General features: G+C 65.7%; 19 protein-coding genes. 10 read left to right on the forward strand and 9 right to left on the reverse strand.

The window, feature by feature from the left end; all coding sequences use genetic code 11:
* Nucleotides 1–198: 198 nt before the first annotated feature.
* Nucleotides 199–651 carry a VOC family protein gene (locus IFU30_RS03465; protein WP_192004320.1) on the forward strand — a complete coding sequence of 151 codons (453 nt, stop codon included), beginning with the start codon at nucleotides 199–201 and terminating at the stop codon, nucleotides 649–651.
* Nucleotides 652–707: 56 nt separating this feature from the next.
* Nucleotides 708–1,199, forward strand: a complete 492-nt coding sequence (locus tag IFU30_RS03470) for a GNAT family N-acetyltransferase (RefSeq protein ID WP_197977370.1) — start codon at nucleotides 708–710, stop codon at nucleotides 1,197–1,199.
* 3 nt (nucleotides 1,200–1,202) lie between these two features.
* Here IFU30_RS03470 and IFU30_RS03475 read toward each other — a convergent pair whose 3' ends face one another.
* The 5 genes from IFU30_RS03475 to IFU30_RS03495 all read right to left on the reverse strand — a co-directional run bounded on the left by IFU30_RS03475 (nucleotide 1,203) and on the right by IFU30_RS03495 (nucleotide 6,130).
* Nucleotides 1,203–1,631, reverse strand: a complete 429-nt coding sequence (locus tag IFU30_RS03475; protein ID WP_192004322.1) for an NUDIX hydrolase — start codon at nucleotides 1,629–1,631, stop codon at nucleotides 1,203–1,205.
* Between the two features lie 218 nt (nucleotides 1,632–1,849).
* Nucleotides 1,850–2,533, reverse strand: coding sequence for a TetR/AcrR family transcriptional regulator C-terminal domain-containing protein (locus IFU30_RS03480; RefSeq protein WP_192004323.1), 684 nt, complete (start codon nucleotides 2,531–2,533; stop codon nucleotides 1,850–1,852).
* A 50-nt stretch (nucleotides 2,534–2,583) separates the two neighbouring features.
* A complete protein-coding gene (locus IFU30_RS03485; protein WP_192004324.1) occupies nucleotides 2,584–3,390 on the reverse strand; it encodes an amidohydrolase family protein in 807 nt (268 codons plus the stop codon).
* The gene (locus tag IFU30_RS03490) at nucleotides 3,387–4,604 is read right to left on the reverse strand and encodes an alpha/beta hydrolase family protein (protein ID WP_192004325.1); all 1,218 of its coding nucleotides are present in this window, start codon (nucleotides 4,602–4,604) and stop codon (nucleotides 3,387–3,389) included. The genes IFU30_RS03485 and IFU30_RS03490 overlap by 4 nt, the downstream gene beginning before the upstream one ends.
* A gap of 32 nt (nucleotides 4,605–4,636) precedes the next feature.
* A complete protein-coding gene (locus tag IFU30_RS03495) occupies nucleotides 4,637–6,130 on the reverse strand; it encodes an FAD-dependent monooxygenase (protein ID WP_192004326.1) in 1,494 nt (497 codons plus the stop codon).
* 198 nt (nucleotides 6,131–6,328) lie between these two features.
* On the opposite strand from IFU30_RS03495, the gene IFU30_RS03500 reads away from it, so the two are divergent.
* Nucleotides 6,329–6,841, forward strand: a complete 513-nt coding sequence (locus IFU30_RS03500) for a hypothetical protein (RefSeq protein WP_192004327.1) — start codon at nucleotides 6,329–6,331, stop codon at nucleotides 6,839–6,841.
* 795 nt (nucleotides 6,842–7,636) lie between these two features.
* On the opposite strand, the gene IFU30_RS03505 is transcribed toward IFU30_RS03500, so the two are convergent.
* Together IFU30_RS03505 and IFU30_RS03510 are read right to left on the reverse strand one after the other, a co-directional pair.
* Nucleotides 7,637–8,416, reverse strand: coding sequence for an SDR family NAD(P)-dependent oxidoreductase (locus IFU30_RS03505; protein WP_192004328.1), 780 nt, complete (start codon nucleotides 8,414–8,416; stop codon nucleotides 7,637–7,639).
* A 186-nt stretch (nucleotides 8,417–8,602) separates the two neighbouring features.
* Complete coding sequence (locus IFU30_RS03510; protein ID WP_192004329.1) at nucleotides 8,603–9,547, reverse strand: LacI family DNA-binding transcriptional regulator; 945 nt, start codon at nucleotides 9,545–9,547, stop codon at nucleotides 8,603–8,605.
* A gap of 300 nt (nucleotides 9,548–9,847) precedes the next feature.
* On the opposite strand from IFU30_RS03510, the gene IFU30_RS03515 reads away from it, so the two are divergent.
* The 7 genes from IFU30_RS03515 (at nucleotide 9,848) to IFU30_RS03545 (ending at nucleotide 19,391) form a co-directional block, all read left to right on the forward strand.
* A complete protein-coding gene (locus IFU30_RS03515; RefSeq protein ID WP_197977371.1) occupies nucleotides 9,848–11,047 on the forward strand; it encodes an MFS transporter in 1,200 nt (399 codons plus the stop codon).
* Between the two features lie 44 nt (nucleotides 11,048–11,091).
* Nucleotides 11,092–13,548: a glycoside hydrolase family 2 TIM barrel-domain containing protein gene (locus IFU30_RS03520; RefSeq protein ID WP_192004330.1), complete on the forward strand. Its 2,457-nt coding sequence runs from the start codon at nucleotides 11,092–11,094 to the stop codon at nucleotides 13,546–13,548.
* Nucleotides 13,545–15,023 (forward strand): glycoside hydrolase family 43 protein, encoded by a 1,479-nt coding sequence (locus IFU30_RS03525; protein WP_192004331.1) that lies wholly within the window; start codon nucleotides 13,545–13,547, stop codon nucleotides 15,021–15,023. The genes IFU30_RS03520 and IFU30_RS03525 overlap by 4 nt, the downstream gene beginning before the upstream one ends.
* Before the next feature lie 177 nt (nucleotides 15,024–15,200).
* Nucleotides 15,201–16,415: a family 1 glycosylhydrolase gene (locus IFU30_RS03530; protein WP_192004332.1), complete on the forward strand. Its 1,215-nt coding sequence runs from the start codon at nucleotides 15,201–15,203 to the stop codon at nucleotides 16,413–16,415.
* Between the two features lie 68 nt (nucleotides 16,416–16,483).
* On the forward strand, nucleotides 16,484–17,251 hold the full coding sequence (locus IFU30_RS03535; protein ID WP_192004333.1) for an SDR family NAD(P)-dependent oxidoreductase: 768 nt from the start codon (nucleotides 16,484–16,486) through the stop codon (nucleotides 17,249–17,251).
* 39 nt (nucleotides 17,252–17,290) lie between these two features.
* Nucleotides 17,291–18,286, forward strand: coding sequence for an alpha/beta hydrolase (locus tag IFU30_RS03540; protein WP_192004334.1), 996 nt, complete (start codon nucleotides 17,291–17,293; stop codon nucleotides 18,284–18,286).
* Nucleotides 18,287–18,398: 112 nt separating this feature from the next.
* Nucleotides 18,399–19,391, forward strand: a complete 993-nt coding sequence (locus tag IFU30_RS03545; RefSeq protein WP_192004335.1) for an SDR family NAD(P)-dependent oxidoreductase — start codon at nucleotides 18,399–18,401, stop codon at nucleotides 19,389–19,391.
* 106 nt (nucleotides 19,392–19,497) lie between these two features.
* On the opposite strand, the gene IFU30_RS03550 is transcribed toward IFU30_RS03545, so the two are convergent.
* Nucleotides 19,498–21,768, reverse strand: a complete 2,271-nt coding sequence (locus tag IFU30_RS03550) for a glycoside hydrolase family 3 N-terminal domain-containing protein (protein WP_192004336.1) — start codon at nucleotides 21,766–21,768, stop codon at nucleotides 19,498–19,500.
* A 47-nt stretch (nucleotides 21,769–21,815) separates the two neighbouring features.
* Nucleotides 21,816–23,261 (reverse strand): MFS transporter, encoded by a 1,446-nt coding sequence (locus tag IFU30_RS03555; RefSeq protein ID WP_192004337.1) that lies wholly within the window; start codon nucleotides 23,259–23,261, stop codon nucleotides 21,816–21,818.
* Nucleotides 23,262–24,042: the final 781 nt, after the last annotated feature.

A 24,042-nucleotide genomic window follows, 5' to 3' on the forward strand; every position in this document is an offset into this window, starting at 1 on the left:
CCGGCCGACACCGTCGGTGGCTGCTGTCCGCCACCCGTAGGCGTGAATCCATGCGGGGACGTTTCGTCGTGACCACAGGCGTGCGCTGCTCGAGCCGCTTCGCGTCGGATGGCTCTTGACGTCGTCGAGCATCCTCGCCATCATTCGAGTGCGATCGACGGCAACGGACCGCCGGCACCCTCGAGAGAGACGGCCCCGATGCCCACCACGATCTTCGTCAACCTTCCCGTCAGCGACCTGGCGCGGTCACGCGTGTTCTTCGAAGCACTCGGGTACTCGATCAACGAGGGGTTCAGCGACGAGAACGCGATCAGCGTGGTCATCAGCGACACGATCACGGCGATGCTGCTCACGCGGGAGTTCTTCGCGGAGTTCACGAGCAAGTCGATCATCGACGCCACCACCTCCACCGAGGTGCAGCTCGCTCTCAGCGCTGAGAGCAGAGCCGACGTCGATTCGATGTTCGAGAAGGCCATCGCGAGCGGCGCTACGCCTGCCGGTGAACAGGACCATGGTTTCATGTACTCGAAGAGCTTCGACGACCTCGACGGCCACCACTGGGACTTCGTCTGGATGGACCCGGAGGCGGCCGCCGGCGGCGCGCCGGAGATGACCGTCGAGGAGATGCGGGCGAACACGACGCACAGCTGAACGCGTTGATGGACGAGTTGAAGATCCGTCGGGCGGTCCCGGCGGATGCGGCTGCGGTGCTGGCACTCTTCGATGCGGCAATCGCCTGGTTCGTGCGGATCGGCAACACACGGCAGTGGGGTACCGAACCTGCATCTGGGCAGGAACGCTGGATCACGCGGGTCGAGCAGTGGTGTGCCTCATCCGATGCCTGGGTCGCCGAGCATCCCGCGGTCGGCGTCTGCGGAGCGCTCGTGCTGGGCGAGGCGCTCGAGTACGTGCCGGCCGCCACCGAGCCGGAGGTCTACGTCCGCGTATTGATCGGCTCGCGCGATCCTCGCGTGAAGGGCACCGGTCGCCGCTTGCTGGCATTCGCCGAGGAGCGCGCCCAGGCCGCCGGGGTCGGTCGCATGCGGGTCGACTGCTACGCGGGTGGCTCGGGAGATCTCGTCCGCTTCTATGAGGCCGCCGGCTACGAGCGTGACGTGGCATTCACGGTCGGCGACGGGACTGACGCGTGGCCGGGCCAGGTGTTGTCACGGCGGGTCGATGGAAAGAACGGCCCGTAGCGATCAGGTCGTGAGTGCCGAGGGGCTGAGGAGGCGTGCGACACCTGCCGGATAGAAGGGGTGATCGGTCCCGCTGATCGACACCCACCGAACAGGACTTCCCTCGTCCAGGACGTGCAGTCGGGCGTCGAGCGGGATGGCATCGATCTCGGCGGACTCGACGCCGAAGATGTGGGCGATCTCATGGCCCGGCTCACCTTCGTATTCGAAGATGTTCTCCGCGACGTCGAGGAGCGTCACGCGGCCCAGTGTGACGCCGAGCTCCTCGACGAACTCGCGGCGCAGAGCGGTTTCCGCGGTTTCGCCGAACTCGATGCCGCCACCGATCGCGCGATGGAAGGCCACGTTCTTCACGGTGTCCATGCCGTTCAGAACGAGAACGTGACCGTCTCGGATGGGAAGGCCGACGGCGATGTTTCGAATCGAAGGCATGTCGTTGACTCTACGACGAACCCCCACACGGGAATTGGAGCGGATGACGGGAATCGAACCCGCGCTATCAGCTTGGGAAGCTGAAGTTACCAACTGTCGGCTAACTGGGGCTCACTGGAGTGAACTTCCGCGTGATATCGGGGGATTGTGAGACGTGGTTGGACGTGGTGTGCTCGAATTCTGGGTGAGAAAATGGTGAGTACCGGGGCGGTGACTGATTACGCCAACCCGACTGACCGTGAGCGAGGGTAAGCGCCCTTGGACAGTGGAACAGACAGCACCTGAGAAGTAGCTCCGTCATCGCGGAGGGAGTCGGCCAGGCCGCTGAGGATGAGGTCGAGTCCGAACCCGAACTCTTCGGCGAGTGGTCGCGGAAGGAGCTCTCGCACCTGCGCGGTCGCAGGGAATCGCGATCGGTCCTCACCGGACAACAGGGCGTCCAGACGCGAGAGCGACGCGTCGTCCTGGTCTTGTGCGCCGGCGGACTGTACGGCGAACCCGAGGATGTAGTGGGAAATCGTCGCGGTCGCCTTCACTGCCGCCAGAGGAGAGAACCCTCCGCGGAGCATCGATGCCAGCATTCGCTCGCGAATCGCCATGCCGTTCGGCCCTGAGGGGAGTGCCTGCGCGAACAGGATCGCCGCGCCGCTGTGTCGGGCGAGAACCTCGAAGGTCGATTCTGCGATCGCCTGGCAGACGTCGCGCCAGTCGTCACCATCGTCGGCCTCGGCGATCTGTCGAGGCTCGGCCAGGAGTGCGTCGAGCACGAGTCCGATCAGTTCGGCGCGGTTCGCGACATGGCGATACAGTGTCGCGGTGCTGGAGGACGACCGCTTCGCGACGGCTCGGAAGGTGAGGGCCTCGGCGCCTTCCTCATCGAGGATGGTTAGCGCGGTTCGCACGATGCGATCGATCGGGATCGGAGGTCTCCCGGGGCCGCGAGTCTGCTCGTTCAGGGCCAGCCGATCCATTCGCTCATCGCTTCTCCCATCAGCAGTTCCAGATTTCGTCCGTGCAGCCAGGGCAACTCATGAACGAACATGTCGACGCACTCGGACCAGGACGATTCTATGCGGGTGATGTCCGTGCCCCAGAACATCCGATGTGGGCCGAATGCGTCGAAGGTTCGGTGGAGAACGTCATGTGTGCTCACGAACGGGAACCCGTCGGTTGCCATGCTCTGGACCCCGGTCGTTTTGACAGCGATGTTGGTGATCGCGGCGAGTTCCAGCAGTCGATCGAGGTGTGCGGCGGCCTCTGGGAGGTGGTCGAACGGGCCCACAGCGAGGTGGTCGAGCATGAGCCGCATGTTCGGGTACCGACGGGCGATCGCCGCGACGAGGTCGAGGTGCTGCGGCATCACCATCAGAGCGATGGGAAGGCCGAGTTGGTCGGCACACTGCCAGATCCAGTCGAGCGCTCCAGATTCGAGTACCGGGCCTGCCTGCGGGTCGTAGAGAACAAAGCGCAGTCCCACCATCCCTGGTTTCGCCATCCAGACGTCGACGGACGCCCGGTCCGTGTCTGCCGTGAGCGGAAACCAGCCCATGGTCGCGAAGCGCTCGGGGAAGCGCTCTGCCGCTTGGGTTGCGTAGTCATTGGAGCCGTGATCCCAGATGGCAGGACAGTTGACGGCTCGACTCACCCCTGCGGCATCCATCTCGACGATCGCCCGCTCGATGGTGAACGGCGCCCGATGGTGGTGAGGAGGGGCGTCCGGCCCATCCCAGAGATGGATCTGTGCATCCGTGAGCCTCATGGTGTTCCTTCCCTGGCCGGCAGTGTCGCCGGCTTCGCAGTCGATACCTTCTGCAGCACCCAGTCTGAGATGAGCGCATTGCGGTCGGCGAGGTGGTTGTAGATGCAGTGCTCGCCATCTGCAAACGTGACCATTCGTTTGTCCGTGACGTGAGCGCCGGTGAACATCGCATCGGCCATCTCTGCGGAGACCAGTGGGTCTGCTCCACCATGGACGACGAGGAGGGCGTATTCAGTGTTCGAGCCGGCCGCGAGTGGCCTGACAGTCGACCAGATCGTGCGGGCAAGGTCCTCGTCGGTGGTCCCGCAGAACGAGAGCATCTTGAGATAGAACGTGCCCACACTCGGAGGGATCAGCCACGGCGCCGCGACGCCTCCGTTTTCGCAGCAAGCGACGATCCGGGTGTCCTGGGCTGCGACGGACATCGCGAAGCTGCCACCCATGCTGTTGCCGATGATCGCGAGCGGGACATCCGACACCTGATCCTGGAGGTAGTCCACGGCGGATGCGAGGCCCCTGGCCCAGTCGTTGCTGAGATATACATCGTTCTCGAAGCGCGACGCGCCCTGACCGGGGCCATCGAGGAGCAGCGCGGTGACGCCTCGTTTCGACAGTGCTTCACCGAGGCTGTCGAAGTCCATCGCGTAGCCTTCGATACCGCCGATGACCAGGGCCGCGCCGATCGTCGGTCCGACGGCGGGGATGTACCAGCCCTTGAGGGTACCCAGAGGCGTCTCGATCGAGACACCCGCGCGGTCACCCGCGGCGTCCGCGGCTTCGGTGTAGAGCGCCGCTGCGGTTCTATACATCTCGCGGCGTTCTGCAGAATCCGTGAGCAGCATGACCTGGCTCACCCGTAGCAGCGCAGAGGCTCGACGGAGCAGGCTGATGCGAGAGTACGTGCTCGGGCGGACTGCTTCGCCCGGCCGGGCACGGGTGATACAGCGTTCGGCCAGAGCAGTAGCGGAAGCCTGCCAGCGCTCGCCCCTCAACACTGATTCATGCAGTTCCAGCGCGTCACTGATATCAATGCCATACCCGGTTAGCCGAGAGACGGGGAACTGTCTCAACGCAGCCTGGGACTCGGCTTCAACGAACTGTGCGCGGTCGTCAGATGGACTGGGCACGGCCACGAAGGACAGGGTCGTCCGCGGCTGGTCTGTGAAGGCCCGTATGGCGGTTCGGGTGTTGTCGTGCTCGTGCGTCACGGTCATCCACTTCCTTGTGTCTGGTGAGCGAGGTCAGTTCAGTTCGTCAGAGGGGCTACCGCTGAGAGCGCTTGCCTCACTCGGTCGGCGCTTCCAGTGACGGTGAGGATGTATCCGTCGGGACGCACGACGATCAGCGCGTCGTCCTCGACGCCGTACAGGCGTGCAAAGGTCGCGTTCTGCGATGGTGCGAGCGTCACCAATCGCAGTTCGGCCCCGGATGTCGGTTGCGGAACACTGCGAGCCTCCTCGGCGGCGCGAGTACTGGAGGCGATGAGCGAGAAGTGCGGGCCGCGGAGGACGTCGAACAGCGTGGAGCGTTGCCCGTCGCTGAGCACGATGCCTGAGTCGGGCGCGCGGTCTCCGTCGCCCACGCGTCCAACGGACGGCCGCTCTTCGGAAGTGAGCGGGCCGGAGCGGTAGGAGAGACCCAGCTGACGCTCCTCATCACCGCGCACCGTCGCAGCCATTGGGCGGTCTCTCAGGTGAGCGTAAAGGGTCGTCGCGAGGCCGAGAACTCGCGCAGCGACTGGCTGACGCTCGGTTTCGTAGGAGTCAAGGAGGGAATCGGGTGCGCCGGCAATGACTTGTCCGAGTTTCCATCCGAGGTTGTAGGCATCCTGGACTCCGGTGTTGAGGCCTTGCGCTCCGGTTGGCGGATGAACGTGCGCGGCGTCCCCGATGAGGAACACCCGGCCGACACGGTATCGCTCTGCCAATCGGATGTTCGGACGCCAGACGGAGGACCACAGTACGGCGCCGACCTGGATCTTGGCGCGTCCGAGAATCGGGGTGATGAGCTGTTCGATGCCGTCACGATCGAGGGTGGCCGGGTCGGTGGGCCGTAGTTTCAGCATGAGCTGGAACGATCCGTTCGGCAGTGGACAGAGGGCCATGAAGCGACCGGCGTGGCGAGGCCAGATGTGCCAGCGGTCGCAGGAGAGGCCGGACAATGAGAGGTCGGCGACGATCATCCGGTCGCTCTCATCCGTCGTACCCTGGAAGGCGATCCCGGTGCCCTTCCGGACGGCACTGGATCCGCCGTCCGCCCCGACGATGTAAGCGGCACGCACAGAGGAAGGCCCGGAGGCGGTCTCCATGACCGCCGATACGCCCTCTAGATCCTGTTCGTAGGAGGTGAGGCGAGTCCCGTATTCGATCGCGCCGCCAAGCTCTTCGAGGCGCTCGCGCAGAGACTGGTCTGTCGCACTCTGTGGCGCGAGCAACGTGTTCGCGAACGGCACGTCCTCAGTTGCATGATGAAGCTTGATCATCGTGCGCCGGATCGTGAACGGGCCGAGATGAACGCCGAGCGGCGGATACAGCGTCGAACGCGACCTCAGTGCAGCCAGGACGCCGAGGTCATCCATGACCTCGGATGTGCGCGGCTGGATCCCCTTCGCCCTGGAGCCTTCGAAGCCGTGGGCGGACGCCTCGATGATTCGATGGCGTACGCCCCTGCGCTGAAGATCGCAGGCGAGGGTGAGACCACTCGCGCCGGCTCCGACGATCAGCACATCGACTCTGTCCACGGTGTAGCCCCCTTCTCAAGACCGCGGTGCGCGCCTGGAACCACGTATCGGATACACCGTATCCGTAATCACCAGCGTGTGGCAAGGAGGTGGGCAAACTCGTCCCCTACACTCAGGTGCAACGACACGTGGTGCGGAGTTCGGGGGAGTGGTGGGCGATTCGATGACACGCACGGAGACGGCGACTCGGAGTCCGCAGTGAGGCGGCGCCGGTTTGCCGCGGAGGCAACGTCCGTTCAGCAAGCCGAGTCGGTTCGCGAAGGGATCTATGTCGCTTTCACGTCGCTGTCGGTCGTGCTTATCCTCGCCGCCCACGCGGAGCCCGAACCCGCGCAGGCGCTGTTTGCGATTCTCGTCACCGGCCTCGGTACGGTTCTCGCCGCACTCACCGCGGACGTCGTCGCGCACCTGGTCGTCCACGATGCCCTGTTCACCAGGCCTGAGTTTCGTCACGCGTGTCGATCATCGCTGGGTGCACTGATCGTTGTCGTGGTCCCGGTCGCCTTACTGCTCCTGGCCAGTTTCGGTGCGCTTGCTACATCTGTCGCGCTGTGGGGATCCGCCATGGCTCTCGTCGCGTCACTTGTGATCGTCATGGCGATGGCGATCCGCGGTACGAGACTTTCTCCCGCGAAGCGCGCTCTCCTGCTTGGTGCGGTCGGTGCAGGGGGACTTCTCGTCATCGGGCTGCAGGTCCTGGCACACGGCTGAGGCCGACCGTTCCGGGCTGTGATCACGATAACGTTCTGACTCTGAGGTTTGCGGCAAACCTCCTCGGGTTAGCGTGCGTCGGCAACTCCTGGGTGCGCTCCGGACGGACGGCAGCGACCAGGACCTTCCCCTCAACCAGTGATCGACGCGGAGCCGTCGCTTCGCGACAACGCCGCGAAAGTGTGCACGGAGCCGACATCGAAACTGGACCTCGGGGACGATGTGGTCCCGCAGATTGTGCAGCTCACCGCCCACCGCATCATCCAAGAAGGCCTCAGCAACGCGTGTCCCCACGCCGTGCTGTCGTCCCGCCTTGAGCGGCGGCTGATCGAGACCTGTCGTGGACAGCGCACCGCCGAGGCCGACCTCACCGGCGGTCTTCATCGCTCTGATGGAACGAGAACGCGAGGTTTTCCGTGCGATCGCGCTAGGCATATTGAACTCAGGACTCAGATATTGCTTCCCCGCTCTTCGTCGCTGGGCCGACCGCGACGACACGCGTCAATCGTGTCTGCGCAAGCTCAATCTCCGGGACCGGGTCCATGCTGTTGTACTCGGCTTTGAGACAGGGCTGATTCGGTCTGGCCAAACGGATTACGCCGACTCGACGCGCTGATAGGAGAGACCGGTCACCTCACCCCCCCACCTCCGCTTAGTCCACGGGCATCTGGCATTGAGTTTCCATGGCGGGAACGGCAACGAGAGCGCCTACACCCAGCCACCTCGGCCGCCCCGTTGTCGATGTTCATCGCGGGGGCGTGCTACCAAGGTGGAGTGGGCGCACCGTCGAATTCGCTAGGCGGTGATCAGTCCTCCGCCTGCGGCGTTGAGGTTCTGCCCGGTGAGCCAGCGGCTGTCGTCGGAGGCGAGGAAGACGGTGACGGGGGCGACGTCGGAATAGGGGTCACCAGGACGTCTGAAGGGGTTGGCTACGAAGAGCCGCTCGATGTGTTCGCGGGTCTCGGTGGGCATCCAGTCGATGCCCTGAGCGATGTTGTCGGTGAGGCCGTTGGGGCAGATGGTGTTGACCCGGATGTTGTGGACTCCCCACTCGCGAGCGACCACGCGCGAGAGAGCGCGGACTGCCTCTTTGGACGCCGCGTAGGGTGCATAGAGGGCTTCTCCGGTGATACCGACTTCGGAGGCGAAGTTGATGATGGAGGCGCCAGCGCCTTCGTGGTCCTGCATGTGCGGGAAGCAGAGCTTCATGAGATGCCAGTAGGCGTAGACGGAGCTGCGCATTTCGGTGTCGAGGTCCTCGATCGTCTTCTCGAGGAACGGAGCGGGTGTGGTGACGGTGTGCGCATTGTTCACAAGCGTGTCGATCGTGCCGAACGCATCGGCGGTCGCGGCGACGAAGTCGGCGAGGGCGTCGTAGTCGGTGATGTCGACCGGCATTGCGAGCACGGTGGCACCGGCCTGCTCGCAGAGGGCGCGAGTCTCGTCGAGTTTGTTCCGCGTTCGGGCGCAGATTGCGAGATTCGCTCCCTCTTCGGCGATGCGGATCGCCTGCTGCTTACCGAGGCCGGAGGAGGCTCCGGTGAGGATGACCGTCTTGCCGTCGAGCTTTCCCATGTGTTCCTGCTTTCTTTTTGGTGGTTGGTTTTCGGTGAAGCCGAGGTTGTGAAGACACGTCGGACTACAGTGCGTCCCCGGGGCGGGGCTGCAACTCGGGTGGACAAAATGGCGCGCCGAAGATCTCCCCCGCACTTCTCGGCGGTCCTGACTCGTCGGCGACGGTCGGCTAGTACAGTTGGCCCGTCAGCAGGAGTCACCGTGGACGATGCGCAGCCCGAGGTCCAGAGGCGACGTGGTGACCTCCTGGCCGATCGCAAGCAGGGCTGCTCTCGTGGTGTGGTGAGCGGCTGCGGCGAGGCTGTATCCCACTGTCGTGAGGCGGGGATTCATCACCTGGGCGAGGGGAGTGTCGTCCATGCCGATAAGTCCGATGTCTTCGGGCACACGCCATCTCCGTCGTGAGGCTGCGGTCATCAACGCGATGGCAACGTCGTCGTTGTAACAGATCACGCCGTTTCCGGGTCCTAGCGCCGCGAGAGCCGCATCCGCGGACGACCGGTCGATGGCGACTCCGAGGCTCTTAGGCGCGGGCAGGCCAGCCGCAGCGCACGCGTCAGTGACTGCCCGTTCGCGCCCCGAGCCGTACGGGTCGGTCCGTTGATCGTGCAGATGCGCGAACGAGAGCCGCTGGTAGCCCCGGCCGATGAGGTACTCAGCTTGCAGGAGCCCGATTTCGTAGTTCGTGTCGCCATCGATCGTCGGATCGAACGCCGGGACTTTCCTGTCTGCGAGGATGCGACGCTCGTCGGTGGTGAATGGCTGGAGGGAGAGGACGGCGCGCGGTCGGATGCCGCCCAGGACCCGATCGAGTGCGCCGGGGGACGGTGTCGAGAGGTGCAGGACGAGGCTCAGCCCGTGATCCGCCAGAAGCGCGGTGACCGAATCGAAGATGTCCTGGAGATTCCCGCCGAAGGTCGTGTTGGGGATCAGTGCAATGACGAAGTCGCTAGACCCCGTCCGAAGCATCCGACCGACGGCGGAGGGCTCGTAGTCGAGTTCTTGGGCGGCTCGGAGCACGCGTTCCGTCGTCTCGGCCGCGAAACGGTCGGTGTACCCGTTCAGAACCTGACTGACCGTTGCTCGTGAGAGACCGGCGCGTCGCGCTACGTCCGCGCTCGTTGCAGCCATAGATGCTCCTGTCGTCAGTGGCGAGTCTAACCATAATCCGAGGCCATTGACACGTGATAAACGATGTGATTCACTCCATTATCACGTGGTAACGAGCCGCTTTCAAATCTGCTTCCGGCGCCCGAGCCGGATGACGAAGGAGTCATAATGTCGGACAATCCCCTCGCGTCGGTCGCGCCAGGCGCGTCAACCTCGCCGGCCCAGCAAGCTCTCGCTGCGGACACACAGGCCGAGAGCACGCCTACCGGCACGATCCGAACTCCGGTTCCGCGCAAGTACATCTCATTCCTGCTTCTCGCAATGTTCGGCGCGTATGTCGCTCTGGTCGCGCCGATCGGGCTCTCCCTCTCTCTCCGCATTCAGGAGCTCGCCCCGTCGAACGTCGAAGTGCTCGGTTACGTCATCGGCATCGCAGCGGTCGTGACGACGATCACGGGCCCCCTCGTAGGCGTCTGGAGCGATCGCACCCGGTCTCGTTTCGGACGCCGTCGCCCCTTCGCCATCGGGTCGGCTCTCATCGGCTTCGTCGGGCTGGTGATCATCGCGCAGGCGCCGAGCATCCCGGTCCTGCTCATCGGGTGGACCATCACCTCCGCCGGGTGGAGCAGCAGCATGAATTCGCTGATTCAGTCCCAGGCGGACCGTCTGCCCGAGTCTCAGTACGGCCGTGTCGCGGGGCTGACCGGGTTCATCCAGATGGTCGCTCCGGTTGCTGGCGTCGGGCTTGCCAGCGCCTTCATCGGCAATAACTTTCTCGTCTTCCTCGTCCCGGGCGCTTTCGGACTGCTGGCGCTTCTCGCCTGGGTCGTCTTCATCCGCGAGCGGGACACGCGAGACGCCGTCTTCGAGGACCACCTCACCGTGGGCAAGGTGTTCGGCAGTCTCGTCTTCGACCCACGCCGCTACCCGGACTTCGCCTGGAACTGGCTCGCTCGCCTGCTGTTCATGACGGGTGTCACGTTCTCCTCGACGTTCACCTCCCTGTTCTTCGCGTCCCGACTCAGCGCGGGAGGGCAGGTCGCAGACATCGGCGGTCTCATCGTCGTCCTGTCGCTGGTCAGCATCGTCGTCACCGGTGCCGGAGCACTACTGGGAGGCTTCCTCTCGGACAAACTCAAGCGCCGTAGGATCTTCGTGCTGGGCTCGGGCATCGTCTACACGATCGGCGCGGTTATTCTCGCCCTGGGCGGTAGCGATCTCGCTATCCTCCTCACCGGCTCGTGCCTCACCGGTCTCGCTCTCGGCGTCTTCTCCTCCGTCGACCAGGCGCTCGTGCTCAACGTGCTGCCCGAGAGGGACACCAACGCCGGCCGCTTCCTCGGCATCAACGGCTACTCGACCTCGATCGCGCAAGCCGTGGCCCCACTGCTCGCTGCGCCCCTCATCCTCATCGGCGTGAGCGGCGACGATAAGAACTATGGCCTCCTCTTCCTCGTCGCCGCAGGGTTCACCATCGTCGCTGGTGTCATCGTCCAGTGGAAGATCAAGGGCGTCCGATAGGTAAACGCCGCGATCACGCCTGACCCTCGACCTGGAGCATCACCATGACTACCACCCTCTTCACCGACGGCTGGACCTTCCACCGCAGCGGGGGCGACACCTCCGGCGTCCCAGTCCGCCTCCCTCACGACGCGATGATCGCGGAGGTCCGCACCGAGACTGGCGGCACCGGAAACCACGGCGGATTCTTCCCCGGCGGCACCTACCTCTACCGGAAGGCCTGGACCGTGCCCGCCGACGCCGACGCGCTCGAGTACTCGCTCAGCTTCGAAGGCGTCTACGGCGCCGCCATCGTGTCAGTCAACGGGATCGAGATCGGCCGCAATAACAGCCCGTACCGGAGATTCGCCCTCTCCTTGAAGGACCTGAGCCCAGACGAGCAGGTGGTCATCGAGGTGGTGGTCGACAACTCAAATACTCCCAACAGTCGCTGGTACACGGGTTCGGGCATCTACAGACCCGTTTGGTTGACCAGCGCCGGTCCGACCCGGATCGCCCCGGACGGCGTCCGAGTCCACACGCGCAGTATCGGAGCCGCCGCTCCCTCCGCTGCCGTCGTTGATGTCCACATCGCCATTCAGGGGGATTTCGTCGATCTGGCCTCCGTCGAGGTCGAGCTCGAGGAGAACGGTCTGATCCTCGCCCGCACCTCCCACCCAGTCGAGGACGCGAGCGTCGATCTGGAACTGCACGTGCCTTCGGCCCGACCGTGGTCCTCCGAGCATCCGCATCTGTATACGGTGCACACTCGCCTCATCGCACTCGATGGCGGAATCGAGGACGAACGCACCGTCCGCACGGGACTACGGACGATCGAGGTCGACGCGCAGCACGGGCTCCGTATCAACGGACAGCGGGTGCTGCTGCGCGGAACCGCCGTTCATCACGACAACGGACCACTTGGCGCCGCGACCTTCGACGCCGCCGAGACACGTCGGGCACAGCTGTTGAAGGACGCCGGATTCAACGCGATCCGCAGCGCCCACAACCCCCTCTCCCGAGCGTTCCTCGACGCCTGCGACGAGATCGGGCTCTATGTCATGGACGAGCTCAGCGACATCTGGTTCCGCAAGAAGACACCCCATGACGAGTCGCCGCGCTTCCATGAGGAGTGGCCCGCTGACGTCGCCGCGATGATCACGGAAGACCGCAATCGGCCTTCTGTCATCCTGTACTCCATCGGCAACGAGATCGCCGAATCGGCGACCGCGGCAGGCGTGGATACCGCCCGGGAGATCCACCAGTACTTCCAGCAGCTCGACCCGACGCGGCCGACGACCATCGCCGTCAACCCGCTGTTGGCTATGATGGCGGCGAAAGCGAAGGACACCGGCGAGGACGGACCTCCGGAGCGCACACCGGCCACCAGTACAGTCGCCAATCAGCTGACGGCGAAGATGGGGCGCCTGATGGTCCTCGCCTCAATGCTCCCCGCCGCCGACCAAGCGACCAGGGACGTGTTCGACGTCGTCGACATCGCCGGTTACAACTACGGCTACGCCAGCTACAAGAACGCTCGTCGACGCACCCCCGACCGGGTCATCCTCGGCACCGAATCCATGGTCGGCGACCTCCCCGCGATTTGGAGGCGCGTCACCTCGATCCCCGGGGTGATCGGCGACTTCAGCTGGACCGGATGGGACTACCTCGGCGAGGTAGGGCTCGGCTACTGGAGCTACGGCTCCGAACCCGGAGGCATCGCCAAACCGTACCCCGGTATTCTCGCCGGCTGCGGAATCTTCGACATCACCGGCCAGCCCGGGGCGCCGACTCACCTGATCCAAGCGGTCTGGGGAATCACCGATCGCCCCGGCATCGCCGTCCGCCCCCTCGACCGCACCGGTCAGCGCCCTAACAAGACACCGTGGCTCTTCACCGACGCAGTGTCCTCCTGGTCCTGGGGTGACCTGACCGGAAAAGCCGAGATCGAGGTCTACTCCGCGGGCGACACAGTCGACCTGCAGGTGAACGGTCGATCACTCGGTCGGCGCCGCAGCGGAGCCGCAACCGGGTTCCTCACGAGATTCAGCACACGATACGAGCCGGGCGAACTTACGGCGATCGCGTACCGGAACGGCGCAGAGATTGGACGCTGCACGCTCCGCTCCGCCGCAGCTCCTCAGCTCACCCTCCGGCCCGAGTCGTCGCAGATCACCGGAGCCGACGACCTGTGCTTCGTGTGGATCGAGCTCGCCGACCGCGACGGCGTCGTCGACACCGTCGCCGAGGACCACGTGAGCGTCAGCGTCACCGGACCGGCCTCGCTGATCAGCCTCGCCAGCGCGGCGCCGTCCACGCTCGAGAGCTTCGTCGATGACGAGCACAGCACCTACCGAGGCCGAGCCCTCGCCATCCTCCGCGGAACCGGGGAACCCGGCCTCATCACCCTCAGCGTCGCGTCTGATCACCACGGCTACGCGACCGTCACCCTGGAGGCATTCAGTGACCTCCCATCCGAGCACGTCGGCACTCCGGTGCTGGGAACGAAGGAGCAGTCATGACCACCGATCCGATCATCCCCGGATTCTTTCCCGACCCGTCCATCTGCAGAGTGGGCGACACGTACTACCTCGCGACGTCCAGCTTCGAGTACCTCCCGGGCATCCCTGTGCATCGCAGCACGGACCTCACCATCTGGACCCAGATCGGCAACGCCCTCACCCGACCCGAGCAGATCGCCGAGCATCGTGGCTACGGAAGCGCCGGCATCTTCGCCCCCACCCTGCGCCACCACGACGGCGTATTCTGGCTCATCGGAACCAACGTCAACGACATCCCCCTCGGGCGAGGCCACTTCATCCTTCATGCCGAAGATCCGGCCGGCCCCTGGTCCGACCCGGTCCACATTCCTGACGCGATCGGAATCGACCCCGACATCGTCTGGGACGAGGACGGGACCGCTCACGTCACCTGGTGCTCCCTCGACTCCGAGCACCCGGGCATTCGATCCGCTCCCGTTGACACGAGCACCGGCACCCTCCTCGCACCGCCGCGCCAGCTCTGGGAAGGAAGCGGTCTCTCCTTCCCCGAAGGCCCCCACCTCTACCGCAAAGACGACTGGTGGTACCTCCTGCTGGCCGAGGGAGGCACGGAACGCGGACACGCGGTCACCATCGCCCGAGCCCGAACCATCGCCGGCCCGTACGAGCCGGCCGCCGTGAACCCGATCCTCAGCCATCGCAGCCTGCCCAACCCCGTGCAGAACGTCGGTCACGCCGACCTCGTGGAGCTTCCCGACGGAAGCTGGGCCGCCGTGCACCTCGGAGTCCGCCCTCGCGGCCAGACCCCGGGCTTCCACGTGAACGGCCGCGAAACTTTCCTCGCGGGCATCGACTGGGTGAACGGATGGCCCGTCTTCGACGAGGACCGCTTCACCGTCCCCGCCGTCGACCGCTCGTTCGAGGATCGATTCGACAGCGAAGTGCTCGATCAGCGCTGGCTCGGAGTCGGACGCTTCCCCTCCTCCTTCAGCCGCCCCAAGGAAGACGGGGGTCTCCTCCTCGAGGCCGACCCGGACCAGGGCCGCGCACTGCTGTGTACCCGCACCACCGACGACGTGTGGACCGCGACCACCCGCCTCTGGGTCGAGGACGGCACAGCCCGGTTCTCGCTGCGCCTGGACGACCGGCACTGGTACGGGCTGCTCTACGACGGGGAAATCGTCACCGCCACGGTCACCGTCGGCCCGTTCGAGCACCTCGTCGGCCGCTGGACACCCGCGGCAGGCGATGCGCCTGCTCTGCGCATCAGCGCGAAGCCGCCCAAGGTCCTCCCTCACGGTGTCTCCATGGAACCCGACCTCATCGAGCTCGCCGCGTCCGACTCGACCGGCGAGCACGTCTTTGGCGAATTCGACGGCCGCTACCTCTCCACCGAGGTCGCGGGCGGCTTCACCGGACGAGTCATCGGCGTAGAGCCACTCATCGGCCAGACGCTGCTCCAGTCGTTCACCTACACGACCGCCCCCCAGGGCTGAGCGCCCGCCGCTCTGTACCCAGGCTCGAGAACGTCCCGACCGGCTCCTTCTCCTGCGCCGCCGCCGCTTCGCCGCGGGACCGGTACGAGCATCGCGCCCACCAGCACCGTCCCGCCGGCCACGCCTCACGCTGACGCACCGCTCCTCATATCTGCCACCCCCAACGAAGGACTTCCGATGACCACACAGCCCGACTCGTTCCTCTGGGGAGCATCGAGCGCCCCCCACCAGATCGAAGGAAACAACGACAACAGCGACTGGTGGGTCTACGAACAGCGCTTGCCGATGTTCGCGCCCAGTGGCGACGCCGTCGACAGCTACCACCGCTACGAGGAGGACATGCGACTGCTCGCAGAAGCTGGACTCACCGCCTACCGCTTCGGCGTCGAATGGGCGCGCGTGGAGCCCCTCCCGGGCCAGTTCTCCCTCGCCGAGCTCGCGCACTACCGCCGGATGATCGATACCGCTCTCCAGCTCGGGCTGACCCCTATCGTCACCCTGCACCACTTCTCCAGCCCCCGCTGGTTCATCGAGGAAGGCGGATGGCTGGGTGACACCGCCCTGGAACGCTTCGCCGCCTACATCTCGCGGGTCTGCGACATCCTCGACGGCGTCGAGTGGGTCTGCACCATCAACGAACCGAACATGTTTGCGTTCATGATGCTGATGGCCGGCTCCATCAACAGCGATTCCATCCCGGCGATGGACACACCCACCGTTCAGCCCGAAGGCGGATTCACGCTCCCGCTTCCGCTTCCCGAGGGCACCCAACGCCTTATCGACGCCCACCACGCCGCCCGCGCGATCGTGCGAGAACGTACGAACGCGAAGGTCGGCTGGACCATCGCAGGCCTCGCACTATCCGCCGCCGACCCCGCCTCCGAGGAACGACTCCGCTCGGAACGGTACGCCCGGGAGGACGTGTTCCTCGAGGCCTCCCGCGGGGACGACTTCCTCGGCGTCCAGGCGTACTCGACGCAGGACGTCAACGAGGACGGGCTCGTCCCGCATCCGCCGCACCCGGACAACACGCTCGTCGGCACCGCGTACCGTCCAGACGCGCTTGGCATCGCGGTCCGCCACGCGTGGGACATCACCGGGGGAGTGCCGATCCTCATCACGGAGAACGGCATCGCCACCGACGACGACACGCGACGTGTCGCCTACACGACCGAGGCACTGCAGCACCTCTTCGCCGCCATCGATGACGGCATCGATGTGCGCGGGTACCTGCACTGGACCGCGCTGGACAACTTCGAGTGGGGCCACTGGGAACCCACCTTCGGTCTCATCGCCGTCGACCGCACCACATTCGCCCGGACCCCCAAGCCCAGCCTGGCGTGGCTGGGAGAGGTCGCCCGCACCGGCGGCGCGCACTTGGACGCATCGTGAACCGCGCCGCCCCGTTCTGCATCCGGACGACCACCCGTCGCCCGCAACACGAGAAGTAGGAGTCAGCCATGGAAGGCCTCACCGACAAGGTCATCGTCTTCGCCGGTGCCGGCGGCATCGCCACCAGCGCAGCGCGCTACCTCGGAGCGAGCGGCGCCACTGTCGTCATCGGCGACATCGACGTGCGCGCCGCGGAACGCGCCGTGGAAGCGGCGACGACCGCCGGCGGCCGCGGGAGCGCCCTGCGGGTGGACATCGCGGACGACGGCGACGTCGCAGCACTCATCGACCTCGCGATCAGCGAATACGGCCGCATCGACGGACTCTTCAACGTCGCCGCCAACATCGCCCCCGAGGAAGTCGCGCGCGACACCACGGTCATCGACATCGAGTTGGAGGCGTGGAACCGGAGCCTGGACATCAACCTCACCGGCTACCTGCGAACCCTCCGCGCGGCACTGCCGCACATGATCGCGGGCGGTGGCGGCTCCGTCGTGAACACTCTCTCCGGAGCGGTCTACGCCGGCATGGCCGACAAGGTCGCCTACTCCGTCACCAAGGCTGGAATCGGTGCGCTCACCCGTCACGTCTCTCGCGCCTACGGCAAGCAGGGCATCCGCTCGAACGGCATCGCGCCCGGCATGGTCCTCACCGAGCAGACCAAGAACAACCTCCCGGAAGAGTTCCGTGAGCAGATCCTCGGCGGTACTCCGTCGCACCGTCTCGGCGAACCGGACGACATCGGCGCCACCGTCGCCTTCCTCATGTCGGACCTCTCCGAATGGACGACCGGGCAGATCCTCAGCGTCGACGGCGGAACCAGCATGCGCGCGTAAGCGCCCCACTTCCGCACACCCCATCAGCAAAGAGGAGCCATGCACATCACCGAGGACAGCAACGCCCGCTCGATTCCGCGGCCACCGTTCGACCCGCGGGTTCAAGCCGGACTGGACGCTCTCGCGGATCTTCCGATCTTCGCGCCGCTCATTCCGGAGTCGATCCCGACGATGCGCGGATACAGCGTGCCCGAAGACATCAGCGCCCTGGATCTCGAGCAGCGCGAATACACCCTCCCGAGCGCAGACGGCACGCAGCTCGCCCTCACGGTGCTCCGGCGAAAGAACCATGCCGGCGCAGGACCCGGCATCCTGCACATCCACGGCGGCGGGATGGTGATGGGAGACCGGATGACCGGCATCTCCCTCGTCGCCGGATGGGTGCTCGAGCACGACGCCGTCGTCGTCACCGTCGAGTACAGGCTCGCGCCGGAACATCCCGACCCGACCCCGGTCGAGGACTGCTATGCAGCGCTGCTGTGGATCGCAGCGAACGCAGACGACATCGGAATCGATCAGGGCCGGATCCTGATCGCGGGCGCCAGCGCCGGCGGAGGCCTTGCCGCAGGAGTGGCGCTCCTCGCCCGAGACCGACGCGGACCGGCTCTCCTGGGTCAGCTTCTGCTGTGCCCGATGATCGACGACCGCGACGCCACAGTTTCCACCCGCCAGTTCGACGGGATCGGGCTGTGGGATCGCGGCAGCAACTCCGTCGGCTGGAACTCCCTCCTGGGCGGCCGTCGCGGAACCGACGATGTCTCCGCCTACGCCGCGCCTGCCCGGGCGACGGACCTTACCGGCCTCCCGCCCACCTACCTCGACGTCGGCAGCGCGGAGGTGTTCCGCGACGAGGTGGTGAGTTACGCGTCGTCACTGTGGCGCGACGGCGGCGACGCGGAGCTGCACGTCTGGCCCGGCATGACCCACGGCTGGGAAGCACTCATGCAAGGAACACGTCTCGCAGAGTTGGCGGCCGCCGCCCGGGACTCCTGGGTAGCACGGCTGCTCGAGTCCTCAACGTCCCGCTCGGCCTGACATCAATAAGCACACCACATCCTCGACCGCAGTCTCACCGGACCCTCCAGGCGAGGTCTGTGACTGCGGGGATCTTCCACAATCACCACGACACCCTTTCTGGAGAACTGAGATGACCCTCACCTCGAAGAACACGCTGCAGCAGTGGCTCGACGACCCGGTCGGCGGCCGCATCCTGCGGGAACTGCTCACCCACGCCGGCCACTCCGAGGAGTCGTTGCAGCCCGCTCGGCACCTGAGCCTACGCGCCATGGTCGAGATGGGCGGTGACGCTTTCCCGCAGGAACTCGTGAACGCCATGGTGGAGCAGGCGAACGGCGGGGTGATCCCGCGGGAGGAGACCGACGACGCGCCGGAGAGCGCAGTCGGGCGCTTCACCGGGAAGACCGTGATCGTCACGGGCGCAGGATCCGGCATCGGACGTGCAACGGCCCGCCGTATTCTCCGCGAGGGCGGACGAGTGATCGCCGTCGATGTCGTACCGATTGGCATCGAAGCCCTCGCTGCCGCCTCCCCGGAAGGCGCCGTCGTCGCCGTCGCCGCCGACATCACGTCGGTTGAGGGGGTCGCGTCGATCGTCGCCGCGGCCGGCGCGCAGATCGACGCGCTGGCGAACATCGCCGGAATCATGGACGGCATGACGCCGCTACACGAGACGGAGGACGCCCTCTGGCATCGAGTGTTCTCGGTGAACGTCGACGGCACGTTCGCGCTCAGCCGCGCCGTGCTGCCGGCGATGCTCGAGGCCGGTCGCGGGGCGATCGTGAACGTGGCGTCGGAGGCGTCGCTACGCGGCAACGCGGCCGGCACCGCCTATACGGCGTCCAAGCACGCGGTCGTGGGTATCACGAAGAGCTCGGCGTTCCTCTACGGTCCCTCCGGTATCCGTACCAACGCTGTCGCTCCCGGCCCAACCGCCACGGGGATCGAGGGGACGATGTCGAGCGACTTCGCGCGCAAGCGCCTCGCGCCGTTCTTCACCCTCATCCCGCCGGTGGTCGAGGCCGACACGATGGCCGCGTCGATCACCTGGCTGCTCAGCGACGACTCCGCGAACGTGAACGGCGTCGTCCTGGCCTCCGATGGCGGCTGGTCGGTGCAGTAGCCGACGGGCGGGTGAGTCGCGCACGAACACCAGCAGGTGGGAGAAGCGCGAAGAGCAGTGGGCGGCGCTCCTTCACGGAGTGCCGCCCACTGCTCTTCGTCTGCTTCTACTGCGACTCGAACGTTGTTGTCAGCGTCGCGGTCGAGGCCCCGCCCACCCACACGTCGAAGACGGTGTTGTCCAGCACCCATGAACCGGTGGCTGCGCTCCAGTAGCGCAGCTGGTCGGGTCCGAGCTCGAAGCGGACCGTTCGGACGTCTCCGCGGGCGACATGCACTCGCTCGAAGCCTTTCAGTTCCCGGACCGGGCGCGAGGAGGTGCCGTAGCGCTGGTGCACGTAGAGCTGCACCACGTCGTCACCGTCACGATCGGAGGTGTTCGCGACGTCGACGGAGACCGTGACAGGCTCATCGGCGGACTGAGCCGTCTTCTCAACTCGCAGGTTGGAGTATTCGAAAGTCGCGTAGCTCAGACCGAACCCGAACGGGTAGAGCGGCGTGGATTCCTCGTCCCAGTACCGGGTTCCGCTGTTCTCGGGAGAGAAGGTGCGGTTGTGGGAGTAGATCATCGGCACCTGACCGACGTGACGCGGCCAGCTAAAGGGAAGACGTCCGGCCGGTGATACGTCGCCGAAGACAGCGGCGGCGACGGCGTTGCCGCCCTGGGTGCCCGGGTACCAGACCTGCAGGACTGCTGCCGCGTGTGCGTCGATCCAGCGGAGGTCGAGCGGACGACCCGACATGACGACCACGACGACGGGCGTGCCGGTGGCGACGATCTGTTGGACCATCTCGAGCTGGCGGCCGGGGAGGTCGAGAGTGGATCGGGATGCGAGTTCCCCAATCTGGTTCTGGCGCTCTCCGACGACGACGATTGCGACGTCCGCTGCCGCGGCGGTCTGGACTGCTCGCTTGAGTTCGTGCTCGTCGTCGACGGACGCCCATGGGTTCTCACCGGGGTCGGGGTCCTGCCGATCAAAGGGGGAGGGGAAGAGGCGGTCTGGGATTCCGACGCCGGGCGCGTACGCGATCGCGTTGGAGCCGGCGATGCGGGATCGCAGTCCCTTGAGGAGGGTGACGGTGTCCTCGGTGTGATGGCCGAAGACCCACGGCCCGAGCGTGTCTCGCTTACTGTCCGCGAGGCGGCCGATGACGGCGATCGTTCCGCGGTCATCGGGGAGAGGGAGCGCGCCATTGTTCTTGAGTAGGACGATGGCGCGTTCGGCTGCGGTACGGGCGACCTGCAGGTGAGCAGGGTCGGTGAGGATTGTTTCGGCGGCTTCTGCGTCGGCGTAGGGGTTCTCAAAGAGGCCGAGTGCGAACTTCGCGGTGAGGACTCGACGCACGGAGGTGTCGAGCTGCTCCATGTCGAGGAGCCCTCGTTCGATGGCGGCCGGGAGGTTGTCGAACGCGGGCTCGGACATGGCCATCTCCATGTCGTTGCCGGCGCGAATGGCGCGAGCGGCAGCGTCGGTGGGGTCGGCGGCGAAGTGCTGCGTCTCCATCGATTTGACGGCGTTGGCGTCGGACACGACGAAGCCGTCGAAGCCGAGCTCGTCGCGGAGCACCTCCGTGAGGAGTCGTCGGTTTCCGCTGGCGGGGACTCCGTTGAGGTCCATGTAAGCGCTCATGATGTTCGCCGCGCCTGCGTCGATGGCTGCCTTGAAGGGCGGGAGGTAGACGTTGTGCAGCTCGGACTCCGAGATCTCCGCGTCCTCGTAGTCGCGGCCGCCGCGTGCGGCGCCGTAGCCGGCGAAGTGCTTGGGGCCGGCGAGGATTCTACTCGGTCCGAGGTCGCCCTGGAAGCCGCGGACCTGGGCTGCGGCGACGGCTGAACCGAGGTAGGGGTCCTCTCCGGCCCCCTCGACGATGCGGCCCCAGCGCGGGTCCCGCGCGATGTCGATCATGGGTGCGAAGGACCAGTGGATGCCTGACGCGCGTGCCTCGCGTGCGGCGATGCACTGTCCGGCTTCGACGACGACAGGGTCCCAGGTGGCGGCGAGAGCGATCGGGACGGGGAGGACGGTGCGCAGACCGTGAATGACGTCGAATCCGAAGAGGAGGGGAATGCCGTGCCGGCTGTTCTCGACGACTTCCCGCTGGTACCGGTTGGCCACGGCGGGGTCCTTGATGAACAGCAGAGAGCCGACTCCGCCGTTCTTCGCTGCGGCCAGGACGATGCGCGGCTGGCGGACGAAGACCCGGTGTTCCTCCGGCAAGGAGTCGATGTCGAAGTCGTCGGGGAGTTCACCGACGTCGAAAAGGAAGTACTGGGTGAGTTGTCCCGCTTTCTCCTGGATCGTCATCCGGGCGAGGAGATCCTCGACGCGCTCGGCGGTGGGAAGGTCGGAGTTGCGGTAGGGGAGGTTCGAGGTCATCGGGGGCCTTTCTGCGCTGGGCGGGGTGGCGGAGGTGGTACTCGAAGTCATCGCACGGCCTTCACCTTCGCGAGGACTACGAGTCCTCCGATGATCGTGAACACGGCGGAGGCGAGGTAGAGCGGCGTGTAGTTCTTATCCCCACCCGCCGCTGCGCCGATGAGGAGGAATGCCGGAGCGATGAGGGGTGCGAGCGCCTGGGGGAGTGTGAACGAGAAGCTATTCAGCGCGTTGAATCGTGCGGCTTGGGTGTTGCGTTCAGGAAGGACGTCGAGGACGAGGGCCTGGTCGACTGCAGAGAAGATGCCGATGCCGAGGTTGCTGAGCACGGAGCCGATGATGATGACCTCGAGGCTGGGAGCGAAGGCGACGATCACTGCGCCAGCGCTGAAGATCACGCCGCCGGTCATCACGAACAGGCGTCGACGGCGCAGCTTGTCGGACAGGAAGCCGCCGCCGATCGCGCCGCCCATCGTGCCGATGATGCCGAGCAGGCCGAGGAGTGCGATCGTTCCGCCGATCTGATCGACAGGGAGGCCGAGCTTGGAGCCGATGAAGAAAGCGGTGAAGGTCGAGTTCAGGGTGAGGCCGAAGAAGAAGAAGAAGCGTCCGACGAAGTTCCAGGAGAAGTCGGGGTAGCGCTTGGGCTGGAACACGTACTTGCCCAGCATCCCGCGCACGTCGAGTCTGTCCTCATGGACCATCCCGCGCGAGTCGGCCTCGTTGACGAAGAGCAGGAACAGCAGCACGAGCACGACGCCGACGACACCAGGAACGAGGAACAGGAGGAAGGAGTTCGATGCCAGTCCTCCGCCGGCGACCGCACCGACCACGGGCGCGACCTGCCCGATGACTCCGGTGAGCCCAGCGACCTTGCCGCGCTGGGAGGCAGGGAGCCGATCCGCCTGGGAGTTCTGCAGGCCACCGATGACCTGGCCCCATCCGAGCGTGGAGATGATCCAGCCGATCGCCAGGACGACGATGTTCGGTGCGAGGGCGAGGACGGTGAGGCCGAGAAGACCGACGATGAGGCCGATGATCATCCAGGGACGACGTCGGCCGAGACGCGAGCGAGTGCGGTCACTCAGCACTCCGAACAGGGGAGCGAGGAGGACGCCGCTTCCTGCGGCGAGACCAAGGACCAGCCCCAGGTACTCGACATTCTCCGGCGCGAGCTTCTGCACCTGGATCGCGAGGGAGATTGCGATCGGCGTGACGAACGCAAGGTTCGCGCCGAAGAGCGCCAGGAGCAGGAACGTGATGTACCGCCGGGACACTCGAGGTCGGTCGTCCTCTTCGACCACGCCGCGGGCGTTACCAGAACCGGCCTCGGCTGCTGTGGGTGTAGCGGCGATCGGGAAGGTCGTCCCGTCACCCAGTCCAACAGCGGTTCCGACAGCGTCGGCCCCGCTGTGCGGCTCCGCGGCGACAGCGCCTTGGGCTGGTGACGGCGATGCTCCGGGCGCGCCTGACGCGAGAGGGTTGTCGGACATCATGACTCCTTCGTCATCCGGCTTCGGGGTGCCGGAAAAGATTGTGTGCAGTAAATTACCACGTGATAATAGAGTGAACCACGGGACTTATCACGTGTCAACCAAGTAACGCATGCTGTTGAAGGGCTCGGAGCCTCGTACGGCGGGGTCGCGGATGCGATGACCTGACAGGCTAGGGCTCGGTGGCTGTCAGCTTCAGGACTACCGAACGATTGCCGCGGCTGTTCAGTGAACACCTTCCAAGAGCAGGTTTTGAGCGCGCGAGCACGAGCGTTCAGCCGGCACCTCAAGCGCGCATCGAATGCGTGTCCGGTCCAGCGCTGCGAAGTGTCCTCGGACACTGGATACTTGTCCCGACGCCGACAATCGTTCGAGGCGGCCAGATGCGCGTTTGACCGTCGCCGTCGCTAACCGGATCTACGGATTCACCGTCGTCGGATCCCTAGTCGCTGCGGCTTCCCTGTGGCGGCGCGTTGCTCGCTGCCTCAGGCGAATACGAAGGCGTTGTTCTTCGCGTACGACTTGTCCGTTCGCGAACGAGTGTCGATCTGGCCAGTCGGCGGAGATGAGGCGTGTGAGTGCGCTCCTAGAGATGCAACCCCTCGCCGGATCCCGGGTGCGCTTCTCGAGAAGTTCCGCGCAGCGGTGAAGTAGCCATTCGCGCCGGTGATGGATGCCGAGCTCATCGAGGCTTGGCATCCATCAGGACAAGATGTGACCGTGTCGGGCGCTCCGAGATCGACCTTCCCATTTCATTAGCTCGTCGAGGACCTCCGGCGGG

This window comes from Plantibacter sp. CFBP 8798 (genome assembly GCF_014841195.1).
GTDB classification, from domain to species: domain Bacteria; phylum Actinomycetota; class Actinomycetes; order Actinomycetales; family Microbacteriaceae; genus Plantibacter; species Plantibacter auratus.